Annotated in this window: 20 protein-coding genes; 12 read left to right on the top strand and 8 right to left on the bottom strand. The window is 23.4% G+C overall.

Going from position 1 to position 16,733, the window contains the following annotated elements:
• Positions 1-90: 90 nt before the first annotated feature.
• On the bottom strand, positions 91-912 hold the full coding sequence (locus ABFX13_RS12260) for a class I SAM-dependent methyltransferase (protein ID WP_346046428.1): 822 nt from the start codon (positions 910-912) through the stop codon (positions 91-93).
• 787 nt (positions 913-1,699) lie between these two features.
• On the opposite strand from ABFX13_RS12260, the gene ABFX13_RS12255 reads away from it, so the two are divergent.
• The 3 genes from ABFX13_RS12255 to ABFX13_RS12245 all read left to right on the top strand — a co-directional run bounded on the left by ABFX13_RS12255 (position 1,700) and on the right by ABFX13_RS12245 (position 2,975).
• Positions 1,700-2,089 (top strand): DUF2500 domain-containing protein, encoded by a 390-nt coding sequence (locus ABFX13_RS12255; RefSeq protein WP_346046426.1) that lies wholly within the window; start codon positions 1,700-1,702, stop codon positions 2,087-2,089.
• Positions 2,090-2,297: 208 nt separating this feature from the next.
• Entirely contained in the window at positions 2,298-2,615 is a 318-nt protein-coding gene (locus ABFX13_RS12250; protein WP_346046424.1) for a hypothetical protein, read from the top strand.
• Between the two features lie 42 nt (positions 2,616-2,657).
• Entirely contained in the window at positions 2,658-2,975 is a 318-nt protein-coding gene (locus ABFX13_RS12245; RefSeq protein ID WP_346046422.1) for a DUF6442 family protein, read from the top strand.
• 100 nt (positions 2,976-3,075) lie between these two features.
• Here the strand turns inward: ABFX13_RS12245 and ABFX13_RS12240 are convergent, their stop codons facing one another.
• The 3 genes from ABFX13_RS12240 to ABFX13_RS12230 form a co-directional block, all read right to left on the bottom strand.
• A complete protein-coding gene (locus ABFX13_RS12240) occupies positions 3,076-3,600 on the bottom strand; it encodes a hypothetical protein (protein WP_346046420.1) in 525 nt (174 codons plus the stop codon).
• Positions 3,601-3,666: 66 nt separating this feature from the next.
• Positions 3,667-4,281, bottom strand: a complete 615-nt coding sequence (locus ABFX13_RS12235) for a DUF3267 domain-containing protein (protein ID WP_346046418.1) — start codon at positions 4,279-4,281, stop codon at positions 3,667-3,669.
• A gap of 850 nt (positions 4,282-5,131) precedes the next feature.
• On the bottom strand, positions 5,132-5,512 hold the full coding sequence (locus ABFX13_RS12230) for a hypothetical protein (RefSeq protein ID WP_346046416.1): 381 nt from the start codon (positions 5,510-5,512) through the stop codon (positions 5,132-5,134).
• Between the two features lie 236 nt (positions 5,513-5,748).
• Here ABFX13_RS12230 and ABFX13_RS12225 point away from each other — a divergent pair, with 236 nt between their 5' ends.
• Positions 5,749-6,084, top strand: coding sequence for a hypothetical protein (locus tag ABFX13_RS12225; protein WP_346046414.1), 336 nt, complete (start codon positions 5,749-5,751; stop codon positions 6,082-6,084).
• Between the two features lie 129 nt (positions 6,085-6,213).
• Here ABFX13_RS12225 and ABFX13_RS12220 read toward each other — a convergent pair whose 3' ends face one another.
• The 3 genes from ABFX13_RS12220 to ABFX13_RS12210 all read right to left on the bottom strand — a co-directional run bounded on the left by ABFX13_RS12220 (position 6,214) and on the right by ABFX13_RS12210 (position 8,541).
• Complete coding sequence (locus tag ABFX13_RS12220; RefSeq protein ID WP_346046412.1) at positions 6,214-6,882, bottom strand: hypothetical protein; 669 nt, start codon at positions 6,880-6,882, stop codon at positions 6,214-6,216.
• Between the two features lie 184 nt (positions 6,883-7,066).
• Positions 7,067-7,825, bottom strand: coding sequence for a recombinase family protein (locus tag ABFX13_RS12215; RefSeq protein WP_346046410.1), 759 nt, complete (start codon positions 7,823-7,825; stop codon positions 7,067-7,069).
• A gap of 8 nt (positions 7,826-7,833) precedes the next feature.
• Positions 7,834-8,541 (bottom strand): Fic family protein, encoded by a 708-nt coding sequence (locus ABFX13_RS12210; RefSeq protein WP_147547961.1) that lies wholly within the window; start codon positions 8,539-8,541, stop codon positions 7,834-7,836.
• A gap of 672 nt (positions 8,542-9,213) precedes the next feature.
• On the opposite strand from ABFX13_RS12210, the gene ABFX13_RS12205 reads away from it, so the two are divergent.
• From ABFX13_RS12205 to ABFX13_RS12190, 4 genes are all read left to right on the top strand, one after another.
• Positions 9,214-10,062 carry a ParA family protein gene (locus tag ABFX13_RS12205; protein WP_346046408.1) on the top strand — a complete coding sequence of 283 codons (849 nt, stop codon included), beginning with the start codon at positions 9,214-9,216 and terminating at the stop codon, positions 10,060-10,062.
• Positions 10,063-10,166: 104 nt separating this feature from the next.
• On the top strand, positions 10,167-10,523 hold the full coding sequence (locus ABFX13_RS12200) for a hypothetical protein (protein WP_147547964.1): 357 nt from the start codon (positions 10,167-10,169) through the stop codon (positions 10,521-10,523).
• Positions 10,524-10,616: 93 nt separating this feature from the next.
• Entirely contained in the window at positions 10,617-10,877 is a 261-nt protein-coding gene (locus tag ABFX13_RS12195) for a Mor transcription activator family protein (protein WP_346046406.1), read from the top strand.
• A 422-nt stretch (positions 10,878-11,299) separates the two neighbouring features.
• Positions 11,300-11,824, top strand: a complete 525-nt coding sequence (locus ABFX13_RS12190) for a GrpB family protein (protein ID WP_346046404.1) — start codon at positions 11,300-11,302, stop codon at positions 11,822-11,824.
• A 121-nt stretch (positions 11,825-11,945) separates the two neighbouring features.
• Here the strand turns inward: ABFX13_RS12190 and ABFX13_RS12185 are convergent, their stop codons facing one another.
• Positions 11,946-12,302 carry a hypothetical protein gene (locus ABFX13_RS12185; protein ID WP_346046402.1) on the bottom strand — a complete coding sequence of 119 codons (357 nt, stop codon included), beginning with the start codon at positions 12,300-12,302 and terminating at the stop codon, positions 11,946-11,948.
• A gap of 503 nt (positions 12,303-12,805) precedes the next feature.
• Here ABFX13_RS12185 and ABFX13_RS12180 point away from each other — a divergent pair.
• The 4 genes from ABFX13_RS12180 (at position 12,806) to ABFX13_RS12165 (ending at position 16,538) form a co-directional block, all read left to right on the top strand.
• Positions 12,806-13,294, top strand: a complete 489-nt coding sequence (locus ABFX13_RS12180; protein ID WP_346046400.1) for a DUF4829 domain-containing protein — start codon at positions 12,806-12,808, stop codon at positions 13,292-13,294.
• 178 nt (positions 13,295-13,472) lie between these two features.
• Positions 13,473-14,048 carry a sigma-70 family RNA polymerase sigma factor gene (locus tag ABFX13_RS12175; RefSeq protein WP_346046398.1) on the top strand — a complete coding sequence of 192 codons (576 nt, stop codon included), beginning with the start codon at positions 13,473-13,475 and terminating at the stop codon, positions 14,046-14,048.
• Complete coding sequence (locus ABFX13_RS12170; protein WP_346046396.1) at positions 14,041-15,390, top strand: DUF4179 domain-containing protein; 1,350 nt, start codon at positions 14,041-14,043, stop codon at positions 15,388-15,390. The genes ABFX13_RS12175 and ABFX13_RS12170 overlap by 8 nt, the downstream gene beginning before the upstream one ends.
• 497 nt (positions 15,391-15,887) lie before the next feature.
• On the top strand, positions 15,888-16,538 hold the full coding sequence (locus ABFX13_RS12165; protein ID WP_346046394.1) for a YidC/Oxa1 family membrane protein insertase: 651 nt from the start codon (positions 15,888-15,890) through the stop codon (positions 16,536-16,538).
• Positions 16,539-16,733: the final 195 nt, after the last annotated feature.

Below are 16,733 nucleotides of genomic sequence, written 5' to 3'. Positions count from 1 at the left end.
ATCTTTATAACTATAATTGCAAACTCATTATTAGAATTATAAAACACAAAATGATAAGAGGCTAAAGTAAAGTTTTAGGACTTATTATAACTATTTTTGTGATACTACCATAAAATGAGGACTCATTCCCATGATGCTTTCTTCATTTTCAGTAAGGTTTAATATATTTAAAAGTCGATTTCTACTTGTTTCATTTTCCCACTTTTCATTTAAATCTGGAGTAAACCAAATTATTCCCTCTATGGCGTGTTTGTTTATAGTTTTAAATCCAGCTAATTCTATTTCATTTTGTAATTCCAAAGGATTATGAAAATAAGCTTGTGTAATTAAATATGGATATTCTTTAGGTCTAATGTGATTACCAGTTGTTAGCTCTTTTTTTAACATATCCATAAATATATTTTCGTTTAAAAACTCATTTTTACTTCCATAAGTTGATATTGACCATGTTGTTGTACTAAATTTAGAAATACCAACAGAAAATAACAGTCCACCTTTTTTTAATACTCTATAACATTCACTTAATACTCTTAATCTGTCATTAATATCTTGAAGATGATAAAGTGGTCCCATAAGCAATACAATATCAGCACTTTCATCAGTTCTATTAATATTTCTAGCATCACAAACTTCAGCTATAAAAGTGTTCGATTCACTTTGATTTTCTAATGCGTACTTTATAGATGAAGGTGCTATATCTAATAAATGAACATCATTTTTCATTTCAGATAACCATGAAGAGTATACACCTATTCCACCACCAATATCATATATAGTATTGTTGTTGGTAGTTATATATTTTTTTAATATTTCTTTGGTTCTGTAAAATTCAATTATTCCTAAGCCTCTTTCTAGTCGTCCTTTTTCAGCTCCTGCATCGTAAAACTTTAAAACCTCATTTATATTTTCCATAGAAACACCCCAATTATTAATTTGAGATAAAGTGTAGTATATATTATTTGATGTATCAATAAATATGGTAAACTATACTTGAAAACTTATTTAAAGTTACTTAGCAAAAACAAGTAGTTCAGAAAGGTTATAATTATGAAATATAATATAAAAAAAGAGGATGTTAAAATGATATTATATTTTACATTAGGATTTATTATTTTGGGATTTTTTTATGTAATATGGGTTATTTTTAATTATAGGACTATAGGATGATAAAGTTAATGCCCTTAGAATCTATTTATTAGGACTCTAGGGGCATTAACTTTATTAATAATACATAACTAGCCCATAAGTTAAATTTTAAGATATAGTTATTTATTATTAATTTACCACATCAACAAGTGTATCGAAAACGTCACTGTTTCTTACATTTATCTCTGTTTAACAACATTAGTTAAGTAAATATATATATTATTTTCTCTCATTTTTATAAAGAGAATATACATTATAGATACTTAGTAAAATAGAAAAAATTAATATAATTAACTTGAAGATACTCATTTTATCACCTCAAAAAATCGGAATAACTGAAAATGTTTTTTGTATATCTTCTATACAAAAAATATTTTAACATATGAAATTTTAAAAAAAATCATATATGGAATAAAATGGATTAATTTTGGGCTGAAATAATGAAAATGTATCCCATTTGTAACCATATCTACAACTTTATAACTTACAATTATCGTAAATTACACTTTAAAAATATATTCGAAATGAGGGGTATTTATTATGGATATGTATTATGGATATGTATTATGGTGGTCCACCGTTTGACTTGTTTACATTCATGTTTTTTATAATCTTTTTTCTTATTTTAGGTACAATTATAATTAATGCTATCAAAGGTATTAATCAATGGTCTTATAATAATAAACAACCTATATTAGATGTAAAATGCAAAGTTGTATCTAAAAGAAGTAAAGTTATAAGACATGCTGGCAGTACTGATGCAAATGGAATATATCATAGTGGAAGTTCATCTACTAATTACTATATTACATTTGAGGTTGAAAGTAAGGATCGAATGGAGTTTAGTGTTTCAGGAAAAGAATTTGGTATGATTGTAAAAGATGATATAGGAGTTTTGAAATTTCAGGGTAGTAGATATCTAGATTTTAAAAGAGATATTTAATTTTTAGAATAGATTAAAGGCTAATATAAAAATCATATATTATTTTCTAAATATGCTACTCCTTAAATCAAAATTCTAGCAATAATTTAAATCTTAGTCCCAAATTTAGAGGTTTTAGGCAAAAATGAAAAATATTTAAATAAATTGTGATATCTTTAAATCAATAGATAGTGAAAATTTAATAGCTTTAGAAAGGAAGTGAATATAAATGTCAATTTTAACTATATTAATAGCTATTTGGTTTTTTAACCGTAGTCATAAATTAAAGCAAACTAAAAATATAGAAAAATATATATGGTGCTGTCCTAAAAGAATCAAAGATAAAGAGGGATATATAAATTTATATTCTAAAACATATTTTTTTAGTGGATTGTCTTTAATTGCTTTTGAAGTATTTGTTTTATTAGATAAATATTATTTAAATTTATCAATGAATATATTAATAATATTATTCTGTGTAGTTTTTGCATTAATTCTTATAGAATCAGTTGTAATTGAGAAAAAGAGTAAAAAATTTACTTATTAACAACTTATAATATAAAGAAAACTTTTCAAAGGAGAAGCAAAAATGAAAGAAATTCTTGAAGAAAATAAAAATAGTGATGAAAGAGAATTAAAAATTCAAAAATATAGTGAAAGTAATGCTTATAATGTTGTGATTGGAGTATTTGCTTTACTAACATTAATCTGTTATATAACAAAGTATTTCAAAGGGCATTTTGTTGTAAATCCAGATTACTTTATTATTGTTATTTTAATAGGTGCATGTAGTAAAAGTATTGCAGAATATTTTTATGATAAAAAAAAGAAGGGCAATTTAATTTTAGGTATATTAATAGGTATTGCTAGTTTAATAAAAATCGGTACTATTTTTGGAGTGATATAATCTAAAAGATTCACTAATTTAAGATATAGAGTAAAAATGCCAGTAAAATTTACTTAAATAGATTTTACTGGCATTAACTTTACTATAATATAAATTTAACTTAATTTATATAGTTGTAATCAAAACTAATATAAAAAATACCTTTTTCATTTAGCCAAAACTCGATAGAACAATCTTTTTCTTTGTCTACATATCCAATAATTTCAACACCTTGCTCTATGCGAGTATAATAATTTTTTCCATATAAACTTATTGCTTTTTCTTTACTATCCCCAATGCTTACTCCCTTTTCAGTTTTTAAGTTTTCATCATCTACACAAAATCTAATTATCTTAGAATCATTTTTATTAGTTGCTATTTCAATATTTTTTGTTAAATAATAGTAATTATACTGATTATTATCTTGACTAGGTTTAGATATTTCACCGTATTTAGATACTATTTTTTTGCTATTAATATTATCATTTAAATATAAGCCTTCAATATTTTCATTACTTAAGTCTGTTGATTTTGTAAAAGTCTGATGATGTGAACGAGAATGGGGTAGAATAACCTTTATTAACAAAAGACCTATTATTAAAAGTATAGATAAAGATATAATTAAAATTAAAGTATTTTTTTTCATATAAAATTCTCCCATAATTAAGTATTCCAGTAAAAAAATTCTAAAGTTAAAATTTAGGATTTAAAGTTACTTGAAATAAGTTTCAAATCCATTGTTTATAATGTAAGATTTTCTAGGAACTTGTACTAATATTAAGCAAGTGTTCAACAAGTCAACACATGATCCTAAAGCATTCATTAAACATAAGAAAATAGTATATTTGTTCATAAGTCCAAATGAATTAAGTAAAATTGGTAGAACTATTGATAATAAAACAAAAGGCATGATAGATATAATTATAAATCTACATTTTGAAATCTTTTCAGTTGTATAAACAAAACCATATAATGCTCGTATGCCAAAATAAACTTTGTTTGAGTTTAATGCATTAGGAATAAATATTGCATGAATAATTTCATGTAATAACGTAAATAAATATATTCCAGTTAAAACCATTAATGTTTTTAAATTAAATTGTATAGTAAAACTTATACTATCTCTAATATTAAAAACATCTTTTAAACTTGGATTTATATAAAAAATTAGTCCGAAAAATATAAATGCAGAAAAAAACATAAATGGTATAGATATTAGGGTAGTTAACGTTAGATTTGAAGGTTCTTTAATTTTTTTCCAGCCTTCATTTAACAATTGATTACTTAACTTTTTATCTGTCATAGGTAGTTTTTTTGTATATTTCATTTATTAATCTCCTCCTTTAGAAATATATATTAAGTTAAAGAACAAAATCACAAATATGATTGTATTAGTTATATTAAAAAATGATATTTATAAGTATCTAGTAAAAAGGCAATTAGAATTACAATAAATAAATTCTAATTGCCTTAATAAATACTATTTTTTAAAGTAAAAATTAAATATTATGTAGTAGTATTTTTTATAGTAATAACTTACTAGAAATTATTACTATAACTAGAGAGATTATTATATTAGCTGTTAAAATATTTTTAAAAATTATTACATTAAAAAATAGTAGAATTGGTATGAGTGAAGTTACTTTCATCTCATATATTTTAAATAAACTTAAGTTATTTTAACATATAAAATTAAAACAACTTTAAAATTGGACTAAAATGACTATAATTTGGAGTAAAATAGTAAATTTTAAAACTTTTAAAATTACACCGAGCAAAAAATCTGTGCAATTACCCAAATCCCAATTAATAATAGATTTATGAATGATCCGATTTTTTCAACAGATGATAAGGAATTATAGGCATTAGATGTTTCATTAAAGATTGTTATTTCAGGTAAAATTAATCTAAGTAAAAACAATAAACCCAATGGAACACATATTATAGCAATGGAATAATGAAATCCATCTGGTGATTGAGTTACAAAACTTACTATACTTGCACAAATTAATATTAATGAAAAAAAACATCTTTTAATTCTAATACTCATCAAAAAACATCCTTTCTTATATTGATACTTATATTCTACTCCAAAAACACATTTAAAGATATAAAGTAAAAATGCCTCTAAAACCCATGTATATAGATTTTAAAGGCATTTTTTTATGTATTTTGATTTAGTTATTTTTAAAAATTAATAAATCAAGAAAATTAAGTCCAAATGACGAACTTAAAGATATTACTATACTGTTAAACATATCATGACTATGATGTTTGAAAATTATTGATAATAAACTCAATAATATGAAAGAGCCTATAAAAAATTTTATAAATCCAGTAATCCTATTTTGGGAATCTTCCATAGGCAAACTTTTTAGCTTAATAAAAACTAGTATGGGTAAAGAAATTAAAAATAATATAAGGATTATACCGTATACAGGACAAAATTTTTGAATAAGTTCTTTATTATCAGAAATACAAATTAAAATTAATAAAAGCGTTAATATTGCTATTATCCCAAATGAAATTCTAGTTAATTTAACCAATTTATTAGTCATTATGATTACCTCCATTTTAATATAGAATATTATTTTAATTTATAAATTTAGAAAAATCTTAAAAATGGATTAAAATAGATTTATTTTGGAGTGAAATATTAAAAAATTGTCTATATTCTAAAATTTATTTTGAATCTAATTAGGTTTTAATCCATAATTTATAGATGTTAGTCCATATTTATCCAAAATTTTAATAAAGTGTAGTATTCTTGTATTAAAAGAATTGGAGGGATAATATGTTTAGATTAATTTTAGGAATTGTATTTATTTTATTAGGAATAAGATTTGTGTATTTAGCATTTTTATTAAAGAAAAGTAAGGATATAAATTTAATTAAAAATAATATGGTTAAAGTTGAAAAGATTAAAGATAAAGAAGGATATTTAAAATTTAACTTCAAAACAAATATAATATTAGGTATTACACTTTGTGTAAATGGTATAGTTTCTATATTATCAGAGTGCTTTGTATTTTTTGATGATATATGTTCAATTATAAATTCAATTGCGTGTTTAATTATTATTATATGTGGGTGTATGAATATTTACAAGGCTCCTAAGTTTCAAGAGTAATGGGGGGATATATAGAAAAAATGCCATTAGAGTTCATTATATATGAATTCTAATGGCATTTTTTCTAAAACTATATAACTATAGTTGTTAAATGGAAATTTAATTACTATTTATATAGTTTATTAGTTTTTATTTTATTTTTTTATAAAAGTCTATATATGATTTTAATATAAAGTTTAAAAACTCTTGCTGATTAATACCCTTACTAGATAAATCATTAGCAATAGATTCAAAATCATTTAATATGTCAGTATCAATTCTTAAACTTTTAACCTTATAATTTCTCTTTTCTTGCTTAAACTTATAAATATCATTTATTATATCTTCTAAACTATTAACTTCATTAGGAGAAGAAGATCTCTTACTGTTTTCTATAAAGTTTTTTAATATATCTATATTTTTAAGTAAATAGCTAAGATTATCAGAGTCAGACGAACTTAACATAAGACTAGTATTTTCATTATTACTGCTTGTAAGATTATTGCTTACAGGTGTTGTTTTCTCACTTTTGGATTCAACTTTACTTTCAAACTTTGAATCAGATTTTTCATTTGTAAGCATATCGCTTACAGTAAGCTTATTGTAAGCTCGTCCGTTAGAATTTTCATTTTCTAATATATATTGGTTTATTTCCTTATCAAATATAAAACCTTGTTTTTTTGCTCTTCCCCCTACTGTACTTCTTGCAATTCCAATATTTTTACAAAGTACAGTTAAAGAAATTCCTTTTTTTAACTGAGTATTTAAATAATCTATTTGTTTATTTATATCTAGTTTATTAAAATCATCCTTATTCAAATCAATCACCCCTATTAAAAGTTACAGGTTGCTTACAATAAGCTTATAGAAAGCTTTTTAGTAGCTTACATTTTGTAAGTATACAAAAATATGCTTGTAAGTTAATTGTAATATATTTATAAGCATAATGTAATAATATAGCTTACAAATATATTTTATCTAAATTATCTTTAATAAAACATATTTAATTACCTTTTGAATTAACCTTATTCCAAATATAGCGACTAACTATAGGTGGGACTTGCAAGTTAATTTTATTTTTTTCTACTTTTCCATCATAAACATATTTTCCGATATATATTGGGTTAGAAAGAATATATGCTACACGTTGCTTTGTGAAGTTATATTTAAGCCCTATTTTTTCATAGGAAAGCCCCTTACTTCTAAGTTTAAATATATTTTTTACTATTTTAGCCTCATTATCATTTATTGATAAAATGTCATTATCTATTAAATTATAGCCAAGAGGAATCCTACCACCAGGGAATAAGTTTTTATTTCCTTTAGAAACTCTTCCCGAGTGAGTTCTTTCAGAAATTAGTTTTCTTTCAAATTCTGAGAAACTGCCTATCATTTGAAGAAACAAAAGTCCTTGAGCTGTATTTGTATTAAATTGTTCAGTTATTGATATAAACCCAATATCTATTTCTTGTAGATAATCAACCATTATCATTAGATTTTTAAGGCTTCTATGAATTCTATCTGCTTTGTAAACTATGATTGCATCTATTTCATTTTCTTTGTTGGATACAAATTCAATCATTTTATTATAAGAAGGTCTGTTTGAATCCTTTGCCGATAAACCTTCATCAATATAGGTATTTACTAACTCTATATTGTTTAACTTGCAGTAAAGCTCTATTTTTTCATGTTGCATTTCTATAGAGGTATTGTCAATTTGTGATGCACTAGATATTCTAAGGTAACTTACTACTTTTTTCATTTTAAAAATTATTCAAAATCCCAAAGTTGTTTATATTCTTCTCTAAAGTCTGGTAGACTTTCTAAGTATTTTGTTAATGGCTCATAGTAGTCTACATCACATAAATTTAGACTTTCTCTATATAAATCTTCACTATCCCAAGATACTATTTTTATAGGTAGATTATTTTCAAGCATTTGTTTTAGCATAAGAAATCTTCCTATACGTCCATTACCATCTTGAAATGGATGAATAAGTTCAAATCTATGATGAAATGCTGCTATATCTGCTAATGTTACATTTTCTAAACTATAGTACCATTCAAGTAATTCATCTAATTTTGATTGAACTTCAAATGGTTGTGCTATTTTTGCTTTAGTACCGATTATCATATTAGGAATTGTTTTGTATATTCCTGCATAGCCTCTTTGATGCATTGTAGTGTTAAACATAAGTCTTGCATGAAGGTCTTTTAAAAATTGGTCATCAATTTTCTTTCCTAAAGTTTCTATTATTCTATCAAATACGTAACTTGAGTTTACTGTTTCTTGAACATCATCTAAAGTGTGTTTTCCTGTAACTACATTTTTATCTAATAAAAGTGCTAAGGCCTCTGTTGTAAATGTACTTCCTTCTATTTTATTTGAGTGGTATAAAAAGCTATGTTTTAAAATGCTATATAAGGAGTTTTTAAGATCCTTTGTTTCTAGTAACATATTTATAAAATTTTTACTCATTTTTATTAATTTCCTCCTTATCGTTTTATAAATTTATAGTTTTATTATATCTAAAATGTCAAATAAATTGGCATTTATTTGACTTTTTTTCTTCTTATTATACCATGAACACTTGAAATACAAAGCTTTATTCAATTTATATTGTAAATATTTTTTAAATCTATTAAAAATATTACTTTAAGTTTGTGCTATAAACTGTAAATTTATTAAAAAACAAAAATTTTTTTAATAAATTAGGTTGCCATTTGTAGATGTTATATTAAATTTCTTATTTATATACTATAAACTGAAAAAGTATACTTTGTATTAAATAAAAATGAAAATCTTTAATGTCTATAATTAATATTAGGATGCTATAAAAATAAGAAAGATTAGAATATAAAATAATCTTTCTTATTTTTATTTAATGTATTATTTAACTATTTAGACATATTTAGAAGTATTTGAAAACTTGTCTTGAATGTTTTAAATATGACAAATGAAAAGTGTATTATGACTTATAAAATAGAGGAGCTACATATTTAATTTATAGATTATGTAGCTTTATTTAATACTTTTTAAATAATTATTAAATAAAGATTAAACAAGTATTTAAAAAGTATTAAAAATATAGTAAAATAGTTATTAAATAAAGATTAAATCTAAATTTAATCTAAAAAAGGAGTAAGGAAATTGGCTAAAAATCAAACAATTCTAACACATATGAGTTTTAAAGGCGGAAGTTCTAAGACTTGTTTAAATTTAAATTTTATACATCAATTTTGCACAAATTATCCTGATAAAAAAGTACTATTTATAGATGCAGATCCTCAATCTAATGCATCAGTTTTTTTATTAGGTGAAGAAGTAATTCAATCTGATATATATACTTTAAAAGATGGACTTGAAAATGATGTTGAGATTAGTAAATTAATTATAAAATCTCCATTAGAGAAGTTTAAAAATTTAGATATAATAGCAAGCAATATAGATATGGTTACGCTTGAATTAATACTTAATACAAAGCCAGGAAAAGAATATACGTTATTAAACTATTTAACAGAGGATAAAAATATAGATGTTTTATCAGAATATGATTTAGTAGTATTTGATTTAAATCCTGCCATATCAGTTTTAAATACAAATGTATTTATATGTTGTACAGATATAATTCCAATAATAAATTATGGTTGTTATAGTACTTTAACAGGATATGATTTATTATTAAAAACTTATGGAGATATAAAAAAGGCACTTAGAGTTGACAAAGACGATATAAGAAAACCAGTTATAACTAAGTTTGAAAAACAAGAAAATAATAAAATTAGAATGTGGCTTGAGTGTGCAACTGAAAAAGGAATTTTAGGAAATACTTTTAAACAAACAATGAGAAAATCAGTTCATTATGAAAATTCAATATTATACAATGAAGCAATAAGTGAGTATGTAAATGTTAAAGAAAGAAAGATAAAAACAGATATAGCTAATGAGATGACTGATTTAATTAATGAATACATAGAAGATAGAATAATAACTATTTAATAAGTATTTAATGATTATTTAATGATTATTTAATTAATATTTAATTAGTATTAAAAATATATTTAAAATAGATTAAATCTTTATTTAATAATTGGAGGTAAGGTATGAACATTGAAAATCCAATGTTAAACAAGAAAAGTAGTTTACTAAATATAAAGCAAAAAATAGATGAAAAATCAACAGGACAAGAGTTTATTGAACCAAAAAACAATGAAATAAATGTATTGGATTTAATAAATAAACCTAAAGCAAAAGAAGAAAAAGTAATGCTTGGAATTAAGCTTAAAAAAGAGGTTGCAGATAAGGTTAAGTCTTTTTCTTATGAAAATAATATGACAGTATCAGAAGTATTAGAGGATATAGTAAGTAAGATGTTTGCTTCAGTTGAATTAAATGAAGAGGCTCTAATGGCTTATGAGGAAAAATACAAAAAGAAGTCAAAGAAACAAAAAAAGAAATAAATATCCTAAAATAATATTTATTATGTTTTAAAGTAGGTTATTTAAATTATTTGTAGAATATCCAATATAAAGTAATTTATAGGAGGATATTTAATGGATTTAAAAATAAGTGACTTACCTCCACAATTTGAGAATATAGCTAATAGATTAGGTATTGAAAAAGTTAAATGGCTATTTGAAGAGTTTGGAGGAAGATCTGTGTACTTTCCTACTAAAAAGATGATATATAAAGAATCTCGTGATAGAGAGATTTTTAATGAGTTTAATGGATTTAATATAAAAGAATTAGCTAGTAAGTATAGTATGTCTGAAAGTTATATCAGAGCTATTATACGTCAGAAAAAGGCTGGTTAATTGACAGTAGTTTAAATTATACTGTATTATAAAAACTTAATAAAATTCTAGATTTTTAACAAAACTACAAAAGAGATACATATCTAATTTTAGATATGTATCTCTTTTAGTTTGTCCTGTTTAATGTTTCATGTGTTACTCTATATTTACGACTTATATAAAGTAACAGGTGTCAAAATTGGAAAAAACTTCATACAAATAAAGTAAATGGTTGATTTAATTAAATTTTATTTGTTTTAGCTAAACTTTTAAAAAATAAATTTTTTAAAATATAATGATTATAAAAAGGGTGTATATATTGAAATTAAGTAATTTCAATATATACACCCTTTTTATTTATGACTATTCCCTAAATCTAAATTTAAAATATAGTAAGTAGTATTATAATAAACTTAGATGATGAAATGGGGGGAGATTTGCAAATGAAAACAGAAAAAATTACTGTGGTAGCTTATGATAAAAATTGGGATAATGAATTTCAGAAAATAAAAAAAGAATTGATGAAAGTATTAGATGGCGAAATAGTTTCAATAGAACATGTTGGAAGTACTTCAGTGGAAGGATTATCTGCAAAACCGATAATAGATATAGATATCGTTATTGATAATTATGATAATTTTAAAATTATAGTTAATAAATTGGAACAAATAGGTTATAAACATGAAGGTGATTTAGGAATTAAAGATAGGGAAGCATTTAAATATAGTGGAAAAAAGCATCTGATGGTTCATCATATATATGTTTGCCCAAAGAGTTCTCAGGAGTTAAAGAGACACATAATATTTAGAGAATATTTAAGACAAAATCCTAAAGCTGTAAAAAAATATAGTGAAGTTAAAGAGCAAGGAGCAAGATTATTTCCTAATGACATAATTAAATATATGGAATACAAGGATGATTGCATAAAAAAACTATATGTTGAATGTGGATTAATAACTAATCCTTAAAAACTTGTTTAAAGACATGTAGTAAAAAAGCCCTTAAAATCCATTTATTTGGATTTTAAGGGCTTTGATTTTATTTTATAACAGTATCCTCTAAAGGGAATTTATTCTAAATCTAATCATTTTATTTACTAAGTTTTTTACTTACTAAGTTCTTTAAAAATAATTGTAGTAATATGCTTAATATAGTTATAAAAATTACAAAATCACTAGGACAAAATGGTTTAAAATATCCACCCCAACCACCACTTGTTATTTTATTAGATAATAAAAATGATAATAAAAATGATATGAAATTACCTAAAAAAATAATATATTTGTTATTATTAAGTTTATGTATACATGATAAAAATATATAGGCTGAAATCATAACAAAATATCCTAACATTGACCTTTGTGTATAATCCAAATACATTGATATAAATACAAAAGGAGTTCCATATATAATTAAAATTAAAATATTTATTATGTGTTTTTTCATTTATTAACCTCCCTTATATGTAACTAGTATCTAAAATGAAATTTTAAGACTAATATAAATTAATTAGATTTATTTTTAGAAACAAATAGAAGCCTAATAAAAATAACTAGGGAAATAGAACATAATATAAATTCCATATTACTGTTAGAAGAAGCAATTAAGTATAAATCTATTCATACAAATCCTAGTATTCCTAGATTTGATCTAAAATTTTTAGATAGATTTTTCATAGAGATACCTCCTATAAAATTTAAAAGTAATAATTAGTTTAACATTTAAATTTTAAAAAAAGTAGAAATTGGATTAAGATATATTTATTTTGGATTAAAATATAAAATTTTTAATTATACTCAAAAAATACATTTACTGGTTTTAACTTTATGTAAAATATATAAAGTTTAGTCCATAAATTACATAGTTTAATCCAAATTTAAAAAGTAAATTTATATATTTGCTATAATATAAAAGTCAGTAAAGGAGGATAATAATGAGAGAGGTATTTTATGAAAAATAGAACAAAGCTTTTTTTAATATGTTTTATATTTTTAGCTGGGTTTATATTTTTTAAGGTAAAATATAAAAGTTTTGATAAGGAAAATTTACCTGTAGATTGGAAAAAAGACGCCAAATCTGTTATTGAAGTATATATAAATGCAATGAATACAAAAGATAAAGATCTTATAAATGAGTGTATATTTAAAATGGATGGTTATGATTACAGTTATATAGGTTTTGACGGTGAGGCTGAAGAGCCTTATGATATGATATATATTAAGTACATAGATTCAGAAGAAGTTCCATTTAAAACTGTTGAAGGTAGATTGAAAAATGGAAAATATATTTATTTTAAAGATGGTAAATCTCTGGATGTTAAATATAAAGTTAAATATTTATTTGATGATAAACCTGACAAGTCAGGTATAAATTACCTAAAATATACTTTAGTCAAGAACAAAGATGGAGATTATAAGATAATATCATGCGGATATTAGAAGTTAATTAAAAGAAAAAGATTTATGAAAATATAAAGTTATTCTCACATTTGAGGATAGCTTTTTTAGTTTTTTGTAGTTAAATATTCAATATAAATTAAAAAAATTGTAAAAATATGCAACTAAATGAATATTTACTGAATCTAATATGCGTAATCATGATTATAGGGAGGACAATATGACAGAAAATATAGTACTAAAAAGAGTGAGGCTTTTTAGTAAAAAAAATAAATCAACAGAAGAAATAGATTTAGTAAGGGATGCTAAAAAAGGTTCAGATCAAGCTTTTGAAGAGCTTATAAATATATATAAAGAATACCTTTATAAAATGGCATTTATTTATACAAAAAATGAGCACGATGCATTAGACATTTATCAAGAAACAGTGTATAAGAGCTATTTAAATATAGATAAACTCAAAGATTCAAGTTATTTTAAAACTTGGATAACGAGAATACTTATAAATAATGTTAATATGAAAAATAGACACGTAAATAAGTTTAAAGATGTGGAAGTAGAAGATTACATAGGGGAGATAGAATATTCAAGTATAGAGGAAAAAATAGATTTATATGATGCAATAGATGTATTAGAGGAAAAGTATAAAACACCTATAATACTACAATATTTTCAGGATTTAACAGTAAGTCAAATATCTAAAATAATGGATTGTAATGAAAATACAGTAAAGTCATATATAAGACGAGGAAAGAAAAAGTTATATGATTTGTTGAAGGAGGAAGCATATGAGTAAATATGATGATATAAAAATACCAGATAATATAGATGATATAACTAAGAATGCTATATCAAAAGGAAGAAAGCAAAAGAATATAAGAAAGTACAGAAATGTAATGGTTGCATCAATAGCAACATTAGTTGTTGGAGGTGGAGTGATGGGTGTTATAAATCCTTCACTAGCAGACTCTATACCTATAGTGAAAAATATAGTAAAGTATTTTGATAACAATAAAGATTCTAGGTTTAAAGGTGATAAACATGAACTAGAGAAGACCTCTAAGAGTTTAAATTTATTTGTTAAAGATAAGGGTATAGAATTTAAAGTAAATAGCATATCTTATGATGAAAGTTGTATGACTGTATTTTATACTATAAAAACAGATAAAAATATAAAGGAAAATTATAAGGTAGATGAAAATCCTTTCTTTTCTCATCCATCTATTGATTTATATATAAATGGAAAAGAAGTCAATTCATACAGTAATCCAGAATCAGAGTCTAAGTATGTAGGAAGTAATAAATTAGAAGGTATTTATAGATTTGATATGAGTGGTATAGATATAAAAGCAAATGATAAGGTAGAATTAAAGACAGATAATATTTTTAATACAGATGGTAACTGGAATATAGCTACTAATTTAGATAAATCTAAAACTAACGTAGATAGTCATGTTTATAAGGTTAATAAAAAATTTACAATAGGAGAAACTAATTATGATATAAAAGAAGTTATAATTTCTCCATTAGGAAATAAGATACTTCTTCAAACTAGTGAATTAAAGGATTCAAATAAATCAAATGAACTTTTATCTGGATTTGCACTTATGGATGATAAAGGTAAAATTCTAAATCAAATAGATAATGGAAGTTATGGTCCAGATGAAAAAACTGGAATTGCAACAAACTCATTTGAGTTTATAGGTGCAGATAGTAATACAAAATATTTACAAGTTATCCCGCAAGAATATATACGTTTTGCAGAAGATAAAATGTCTGAACCAAAGAGCATAAATAGGCTTCCTTTGATATTTAAAACAAGTGAAGTTGGAAAGATAAAGATAGACAGTTTCAAGATAACAGGTGATAAAGTAGAATTCACTTATTATAAAGAAGGACTTGTAGACAATGAGATTTGTTTAGATTATTTCGATAAAGATGGAAATGAAGTAGAGTTTTGTGGATTAAAAGATACATACGTTGATAGAAAAACTGGAAAATATACTGAAACTATTAATTTAAATGGATATAAACATGATGAGAAAAAAATTAAAAGTATAAGCAAAATTTCTGTTTCTTATGTAAATGATGTTGAATTATTAAAAGATAAAGCCATAAAAATAGAGTTGAATAAATAATACCTCATAGAATGAGAATATCTTTAATTATATTTACCTATTAAAAATAGAATAAATTACACTTTAAAACTTGTTTAAAGTATAGTGGCAAAAAAGCCCTTAAAGTAAAATTTTAGGATTAATTGGAATTATAAAAGTATTTGAATGGATATTTTTATATAATTATAGTATTATTTACTGTAAGTAAATTAATTGTGAGGTGAAATAATGAGACCTGATATAGATAATATAATTTATATATTAATCTATGTGGCATTTTTAATTTCCATAATTGGCTCTCTAGTTTACTTCTGTAAAGAATCTTTATGTTCTAAAATTAATGATACTTTTATAAAAACTGTTTTTTATAATAGACTAGGATATCTTTATAATTTAATACCAAAACAGTATTTTGTATTTCAGAAATATGATATTTGGAGGTATTGTAGTCTATTTTAATTTGAAATGAAATTTTCTTAATCCAAAATATTAAATTATAATTAAAAGGAGAGAATAAAATGAATTTCATTTCAAGTATATTACAAGATTTATTAAGTATATTATTTAGTTTTACAGGAGATTTAGGAGTTGCAATAGTTGTTGTAACATTAATGGTTAAATTAATACTTATGCCGTTATCTATGAAACAAAAATTCTCTATGAGAAAACAACAAGACATGGCTAATAAGATGAGTAAATTAAAGGAAAAATATAAAAATAATCCTAAGGAACTTGAAAAACAGATGCAATTACATGCAACCGAGAGCATGAAAAGTATGTTGGGTTGTTCTACTTTACTACTTCAAATGCCAATAGTATTTGCACTTTATAGAACTTTTTCAAGTATGCCACAGAATTTTTCTAGTTATATAGTCCCTTGGATAAATAACTTAAGCATGTCTGATAATTTATTTATAATACCTTGTATATATACGTTAATAATGTTAGCACCAAGTTTAATAAGCTATATACCTTATTTTAAGACGAGTTCTCAAGTAGCACTTAATAAACATATGGCTATAATGACAGTAGTTATGAGTTTTATATTAACTGCAAGAACTCCAGTTGCATTAGGTTTATATTTTATAACTAGTGGTGTTTACGCATTAATTGAAGATATATGCTTTAGAATTTATTTTAAATCAAAAAATAAATTGGCATTAGAATAAATAAAGGCACTCCTAGGAGTGCTTTTTAATTAGTTTCTAAAAACATATTTAAAGATATCTAGTGAAATTGCCCTTAAAATCCATTTATTTGGATTATAAGGGCATTAAACATATATAACTAGTCTTTAAAGATACTAATTGGATTTTAATGAAGATCTATTTCTATTTTTTCACTCTCAAGAATCTTTTCTTTAT

The sequence above is a fragment of the Paraclostridium tenue genome (genome assembly GCF_039521565.1).
In the GTDB taxonomy this organism is placed as follows: Bacteria; Bacillota; Clostridia; order Peptostreptococcales; family Peptostreptococcaceae; genus Paraclostridium; species Paraclostridium tenue.
Note: the sequence above shows the minus strand (reverse complement) of the source record. Positions and strands in the feature narration are given on the sequence as shown.

Coding starts and splice junctions, on each gene's coding strand:
- ABFX13_RS12260 (WP_346046428.1), bottom strand. CDS start 912: ATGGAAAATATAAATGAGGTTTTAAAGTTTTACGATGCAGGAGCTGAA.
- ABFX13_RS12255 (WP_346046426.1), top strand. CDS start 1,700: ATGGATATGTATTATGGTGGTCCACCGTTTGACTTGTTTACATTCATG.
- ABFX13_RS12250 (WP_346046424.1), top strand. CDS start 2,298: ATGTCAATTTTAACTATATTAATAGCTATTTGGTTTTTTAACCGTAGT.
- ABFX13_RS12245 (WP_346046422.1), top strand. CDS start 2,658: ATGAAAGAAATTCTTGAAGAAAATAAAAATAGTGATGAAAGAGAATTA.
- ABFX13_RS12240 (WP_346046420.1), bottom strand. CDS start 3,600: ATGAAAAAAAATACTTTAATTTTAATTATATCTTTATCTATACTTTTA.
- ABFX13_RS12235 (WP_346046418.1), bottom strand. CDS start 4,281: ATGAAATATACAAAAAAACTACCTATGACAGATAAAAAGTTAAGTAAT.
- ABFX13_RS12230 (WP_346046416.1), bottom strand. CDS start 5,512: ATGACTAATAAATTGGTTAAATTAACTAGAATTTCATTTGGGATAATA.
- ABFX13_RS12225 (WP_346046414.1), top strand. CDS start 5,749: ATGTTTAGATTAATTTTAGGAATTGTATTTATTTTATTAGGAATAAGA.
- ABFX13_RS12215 (WP_346046410.1), bottom strand. CDS start 7,825: ATGAAAAAAGTAGTAAGTTACCTTAGAATATCTAGTGCATCACAAATT.
- ABFX13_RS12210 (WP_147547961.1), bottom strand. CDS start 8,541: ATGAGTAAAAATTTTATAAATATGTTACTAGAAACAAAGGATCTTAAA.
- ABFX13_RS12200 (WP_147547964.1), top strand. CDS start 10,167: ATGAACATTGAAAATCCAATGTTAAACAAGAAAAGTAGTTTACTAAAT.
- ABFX13_RS12195 (WP_346046406.1), top strand. CDS start 10,617: ATGGATTTAAAAATAAGTGACTTACCTCCACAATTTGAGAATATAGCT.
- ABFX13_RS12190 (WP_346046404.1), top strand. CDS start 11,300: ATGAAAACAGAAAAAATTACTGTGGTAGCTTATGATAAAAATTGGGAT.
- ABFX13_RS12185 (WP_346046402.1), bottom strand. CDS start 12,302: ATGAAAAAACACATAATAAATATTTTAATTTTAATTATATATGGAACT.
- ABFX13_RS12180 (WP_346046400.1), top strand. CDS start 12,806: ATGAAAAATAGAACAAAGCTTTTTTTAATATGTTTTATATTTTTAGCT.
- ABFX13_RS12175 (WP_346046398.1), top strand. CDS start 13,473: ATGACAGAAAATATAGTACTAAAAAGAGTGAGGCTTTTTAGTAAAAAA.
- ABFX13_RS12170 (WP_346046396.1), top strand. CDS start 14,041: ATGAGTAAATATGATGATATAAAAATACCAGATAATATAGATGATATA.
- ABFX13_RS12165 (WP_346046394.1), top strand. CDS start 15,888: ATGAATTTCATTTCAAGTATATTACAAGATTTATTAAGTATATTATTT.